This is a genomic window from Ramlibacter sp. (assembly GCF_035706265.1).
Taxonomy (GTDB): domain Bacteria; phylum Pseudomonadota; class Gammaproteobacteria; order Burkholderiales; family Burkholderiaceae_C; genus Ramlibacter.
The window spans coordinates 1-5,279 of record NZ_DASSVG010000124.1 but is presented as its reverse complement, the minus strand read 5'-3'; the positions used below and the strand labels follow the sequence as shown (position 1 = coordinate 5,279).

Genomic DNA, 5,279 nt, shown 5'->3' with positions numbered 1-5,279 from the left:
CCGGCCACCGGCACGTTGCCCACCGCGGAGAGCGTGGCGGCCAGCACGATGAAGCCGCTGCCGGTGATGCCGGCGGCGCCCTTGGACGTGAGCAGCAGCACCGCCAGCAGCGTCAGCTCCTGCATCAGCGTCATCGGCGTGTCGGTCGCCTGGGCGATGAACACCGCCGCCATGGTCAGGTAGATCGAGGTGCCGTCGAGGTTGAACGAGTAGCCGGTCGGGATCACCAGGCCGACGGTGCTCTTCTTGGCGCCCAGGTTCTCCATCTTCTCCATGATCCGCGGCAGCACGGATTCGGAGGAGGAGGTGCCCAGCACGATCAGCAGTTCTTCCTTGATGTACTTGATCAGCTTCCACACCGAGAAGCCGTGGGCCTTCGCGATGGTGCCCAGCACCACGAACACGAACAGCAGGCAGGTGAGGTAGAACGCGCCCATCAGCTTGCCGAGCGAGAACAGCGAGGCGACGCCGTACTTGCCGATGGTGAAGGACATCGCGCCGAAAGCGCCGATCGGGGCCACCCTCATGATGAAGCCGATGATCGTGAACAGCACGTGCGAGGTCTTCTCGATGAAGTCGAACACCAGCGTGCCGCGGCCGCCGAAGCGGTGCAGGGCGAAGCCGAACATCACCGAGATCAGCAGCACCTGCAGGATCTCGCCCTTGGCGAAGGCGTCGATCACCGTGGTGGGGATCACGCCCAGCAGGAAGTCGACCGTGGTGCCCATCTTGCCGGGGCCGGTGTAGGCGGCGATGCCCTTGGTGTCCAGCGTCGCCGGGTTCACGTTCATGCCGGCGCCGGGCTGCAGCACGTTGACGACGAACAGGCCGATGATCAGCGCGATGGTGCTGACCACCTCGAAATAGAGCAGCGCCAGGCCGCCGGTCTTGCCGACCTTCTTCATGTCCTCCATGCCCGCGATGCCCACCACCACGGTGCAGAAGATGATCGGGGCGATCAGCATCTTGATCAGCTTGATGAAGGCGTCGCCGAACGGCTTCATCTGGGTGCCGAGGGCCGGGTAGAAGTGCCCCAGCAGCACGCCGGCGATCACGGCGCAGATCACCTGGAAATACAGCGAGCGGTACAGCGGCTTGCGGGCCGTTTTCTCGAAAGTCGGTGGCAGCATGAGAATTCCTGATGCTTGAAAGTGGCGAACTTTAGGCATCGGTGAAAACCCTCGGTATTGTGGGTTCCCACAAGCTTGCGGCAAATCAACTCGGCCGCGGACCGCGGGTGCCGTCCCGCCCGGGTTTCCACGCCTGCCGCGCCGCCGCGCCCGCGGCAAGATGGCGCCCCCGGGAGGATGCGGCCATGGACATGGTGAGCTGGCAGCTGGAGTCGTTCGGCAAGCCGCTGGCGCGCGTGCTGCGCGAGCTGCCGCCCGCCACCGGCACCGAGGTGGTGCTCCAGGTGGGCAGCTGCGGCGTGTGCCACAGCGACGTCCACCTGCACGACGGCTATTTCGACCTCGGCGGCGGCAACCGGCTGGAAATGGCGCGCTCGGTGCAGCCCCCGCGCACCCTCGGTCACGAGATCGCCGGCACGGTGGTCGCCTTCGGGCCGCAGGCGCAGGACGTGCACGTGGGCCGCAACTGCGTGGCCTTCCCCTGGATCGGCTGCGGCACCTGCGCGCTCTGCGCCGCCGGCAAGGAGCACCTGTGCCCCGCCGGCCGCAACCTGGGCGTGGCCCGCGACGGCGGCTTCGCCACCCACGTGGTGGTGCCGCATCCGCGCTACCTGGTCGACTACGAGCCGCTGGCGCAGGAACAGGCCTGCACCTATGCGTGTTCCGGCCTCACCGCCTACAGCGCGCTGAAGAAGCTCGCGCCGCTGCACGCCGGCGACGCGCTGCTGGTGATCGGCGCCGGCGGCGTCGGTCTCTCGGGCGTGCGGCTGGCGCGCCACCTGTTCGAGACCGCGCCCATCGTGGTGGCGGAAGTCGATCGCGGCAAGTGGGACCTGGCCCGTGCGGCCGGCGCCAGCGAGGTGATCGATCCGAACGCGGACGGCGCGCTCAAGGCCTTGCTGAAGTCCAGCGGCGGCGGCGTGGCGGCGGCGGTGGACTTCGTCGGCGCCGGCGCCAGCTTCGCCTTCGGCCTCGGCGCGCTGCGCAAGGAGGGGCGGCTGGTCGCGGTGGGGCTGCTGGGCGGCTCGACCACGCTGGTGCCCGCCATGCTCTCGTTCAAGGCCGTTTCCATCGTCGGCTCCTACGTCGGCAGCCTGCAGGAGTTGCAGGAGCTGATGGCGATCGCCCGCCGCGGCGAGTTGCCGGAACTGCCCGTCACGCCGCGCCCCCTCGACGACGCCAACGCGGCGCTGGAGGAACTGCGGGCCGGGCACGTGCGCGGCCGCAACGTGCTGCGGCCCTAGCAAGACCCGCATGACAGTTCGCGCACCGGGCTCCGGAATCGCCCGGCGCTTGTCAAACCAAGAAACGGAGTGGCCAGCATGAAGGAAGTCAAGTGGACCGGCGGCACCGAACACTGGACGCACAAGGGCGACGTGCGCCTGTTCCTGTGGAACAAGAAGCCCGCGTCCGCCGTGCCGCAGCGGGGCACCATCTTCTTCGTGCACGGCTCCTCGATGGCCTCGCAGCCGACCTTCGACCTGCAGGTGCCGGGCCGGCCTTTCTCTTCGGCCATGGACTGGTTCGCCGCCCAGGGCTTCGACACCTGGACGATGGACAACGAAGGCTACGGCCGCTCGGACAAGGAGCGCCCGATCAACTGCGACATCGCCAACGGCGCGGACGACCTCGAGGCCGGCACCGCCTACGTGCTGAAGACGACCGGCGCCAAGAACCTGCACCTGTACGGCATCTCCTCGGGCGCGCTGAAGGCCGCCCTGTTCGCCCAGCGCCATCCGGAGCGGGTGGCCAAGCTGGCGCTGGACGCCTTCGTCTGGACCGGGGAGGGCAGCCCCACGCTGGAGCAGCGGCGCAAGAAGCTGCCCGAGTTCCAGGCGAAGAACCGGCGGCCGATCGACCGTGCCTTCGTGCACAGCATCTTCAGCCGGGACCACCCGGGCACCGCCGACGAGGACACCATCGAGGCCTTCGCCGACGCCATCCTGACGCTGGATTCCTCCATGCCCACCGGCACATACGTCGATATGTGCTCGAAGCTGCCGCTGGTGGACCCGCGCCAGATCAAGGTGCCGACGCTGATCCTGCGCGGCGAGTTCGACGGCATCGCCAGCGTGGAGGACCTGCTGGCCTTCTTCGCCCTGCTGCCGCACCCGAACAAGCAGTTCACGGTGATGGAAGGCATCTCGCACGCGAGCTTCCAGCAGAAGAACTACATGAACGTGTACCACATCCTGCACGCGTTCCACACCTTGCAGGATCCCGTCTACAGGGGGTGATGCCATGCGCTACGCGGTTCCTGCCCTGGTGCTCGTCGCGGCCTTGGGGGCCGCGGGCGCACCTTCCTTCGCGCAACAGCCACAGCCCTGGCCCACGCGGCCGGTGAAGCTGATCGTGCCCTTCGCCCCCGGCGGCTTCACCGACGTGACGGCGCGCATCCTGGGGCAGAAGCTGTCGCAGGCCTTCGGCCAGCAGTTCGTGATCGAGAACAAGCCGGGCGCCGGCTCCACCATCGGCAGCGACCTGGTGGCCAAGTCGCCGCCCGACGGCTACACGCTGCTGATGGTCTCCAGCACGCACGTGATCAGCCCGTGGCTGTACAAGAACCTGCCGTACGACCCGATCAAGAGCTTCACGGTGGTCGGCAAGCTGGTCGAGTCGCCCTACGTGCTGCTGGTCCACCCGAAGGTGCAGGCCAAGAACGTGCAGGAGTTCATCGCCCTGGCCAAGGCGCATCCGCAGGCGATCCACTACGCGTCCTCGGGCAACGGCAGCGCGCAACACCTGATGGGGGGCTTGTTCGTCTCCATGACGGGCGCCCCGCTGAAGCATGTGCCCTACCGCGGCAGCAGCGGCGCCGCGCAGGACCTGGTGGCCGGCATCGTCGAAAGCAGCTTTGCCGGCGTGCCCAACGCGCTGGCCCAGGTGCCGAACGGGCGCCTGAAGGCGCTGGCCGTGACCACGTCCAAGCGCGCCCCGCAACTGCCCGACGTGCCGACGCTGGAAGAGGCGGGCGTGCACGGCTACGACGCCTCGGTGTGGCTGGCGCTGCTGGCGCCGGCGGGCCTGCCGAAGGAAATCGTGCAGAAGCTCAATACCGAGATCGCGCAGCTGATGGCCGACCCCGAGACGAAGAAGGCGCTGGTCGACGCCGGCGTCGAGCCCACGCCCTCCACCCCGGAGCAGATGGCCGACTACCTGCAGCAGGAGCTCACGCGCTGGGGCAAGGTGGTGAAGGAGGCGGACATCCGGCTCGAGTGAGTACGATCGCTCCTTTTCGCGAGGAGGGAGCATCGTGTTCATCGGTCATGCCGCCGTGGCGCTGGCGGCGAAGAAGCTTGCGCCGGAGGTGTCGCTCGGCGTGCTGCTCGCGGCCGCCACCTGGCTGGACCTGGTGTGGCCGGTGCTGGTGTTGCTCGGGATCGAGACGGTGCGCATCGATCCGGGCAACACGGCGTTCACCCCGCTCGATTTCGTGTCCTATCCCTGGACGCACAGCCTGCTGCTGGCGCTGGCCTGGTCGGTGCTGTTCGGGCTGGCCGCGCGGCCCTGGGTGCGCACGCGGCGCGCGTGCGTCGTGCTCGGTGCGCTGGTGTTCAGCCACTGGTTGCTCGATTTCGTCACGCACCGGCCGGACCTGCCGGTCGCGCCCGGCGAGTCGGCGAAGCTCGGTCTCGGCCTGTGGAACAGTGTCCCGGCGACGCTTGCCGTGGAGGGCGCGCTGATGGCGATGGGCCTGTGGCTGTACCTGCGCACCACCGCGGCGCGCGGTGCCGCGGGGCGCTACGCGTTCTGGGGGCTGGTGGTGTTCTATGTCGCGATCTGGCTGGCCAACCTGGCGTCGCCGCCGCCGCCGAGCGATCGCGCGGTGGCCTGGGTGGGACTGGCCGGGTGGTTGTTGCCGCTGTGGGCGGGGTGGGCGGACCGGGGTCCGTTCACGACGCGGCGCGCGGCGAGCCCATGAGCGCGGAAGCGCTGGGCTTCCGCGCGCGCCGCTAGCAGCGGGGCCGGTGACGCCGAAAGGTCGCGGTGCGTTCAGTGCGTTCCATGGGCGGCCGCGGCGGCGGCGCCGGCGCTGACGGTGCCCACCAGGGTCTCGGTATCGGGCTGTTCGCGCGGCACGTCGAACAGGTGGAAGGGCGGCTGGTCGGGGCGCTTGCGCAGCAGCAGCGGCCGCGCCACGTTGAACAC

At 69.0% G+C, this 5,279-nt stretch carries 5 protein-coding genes; 4 read left to right on the top strand and 1 reads right to left on the bottom strand.

The features are described from left to right. On the bottom strand, positions 1–1,130 hold a 1,130-nt coding region (locus VFM98_RS04855), incomplete at its 3' end, for a dicarboxylate/amino acid:cation symporter (RefSeq protein WP_325108767.1). 185 nt (positions 1,131–1,315) lie between these two features. Here VFM98_RS04855 and VFM98_RS04850 point away from each other — a divergent pair. From VFM98_RS04850 to VFM98_RS04835, 4 genes are all read left to right on the top strand, one after another. Then, the gene (locus VFM98_RS04850) at positions 1,316–2,374 is read left to right on the top strand and encodes an alcohol dehydrogenase (protein ID WP_325108766.1); all 1,059 of its coding nucleotides are present in this window, start codon (positions 1,316–1,318) and stop codon (positions 2,372–2,374) included. A 78-nt stretch (positions 2,375–2,452) separates the two neighbouring features. Next, complete coding sequence (locus tag VFM98_RS04845) at positions 2,453–3,367, top strand: alpha/beta hydrolase (protein WP_325108765.1); 915 nt, start codon at positions 2,453–2,455, stop codon at positions 3,365–3,367. A 4-nt stretch (positions 3,368–3,371) separates the two neighbouring features. Next, positions 3,372–4,349, top strand: a complete 978-nt coding sequence (locus tag VFM98_RS04840) for a tripartite tricarboxylate transporter substrate binding protein (protein WP_325108764.1) — start codon at positions 3,372–3,374, stop codon at positions 4,347–4,349. A gap of 34 nt (positions 4,350–4,383) precedes the next feature. Further along, a complete protein-coding gene (locus VFM98_RS04835; protein ID WP_325108763.1) occupies positions 4,384–5,052 on the top strand; it encodes a hypothetical protein in 669 nt (222 codons plus the stop codon). The last annotated feature ends 227 nt before the right edge of the window (positions 5,053–5,279 follow it).

What these genes read in the sequence shown, in the direction of transcription:
- VFM98_RS04850 (WP_325108766.1), top strand. Translation starts at nt 1,316, where the DNA reads ATGGACATGGTGAGCTGGCAGCTGGAGTCGTTCGGCAAGCCGCTGGCG.
- VFM98_RS04845 (WP_325108765.1), top strand. Translation starts at nt 2,453, where the DNA reads ATGAAGGAAGTCAAGTGGACCGGCGGCACCGAACACTGGACGCACAAG.
- VFM98_RS04840 (WP_325108764.1), top strand. Translation starts at nt 3,372, where the DNA reads ATGCGCTACGCGGTTCCTGCCCTGGTGCTCGTCGCGGCCTTGGGGGCC.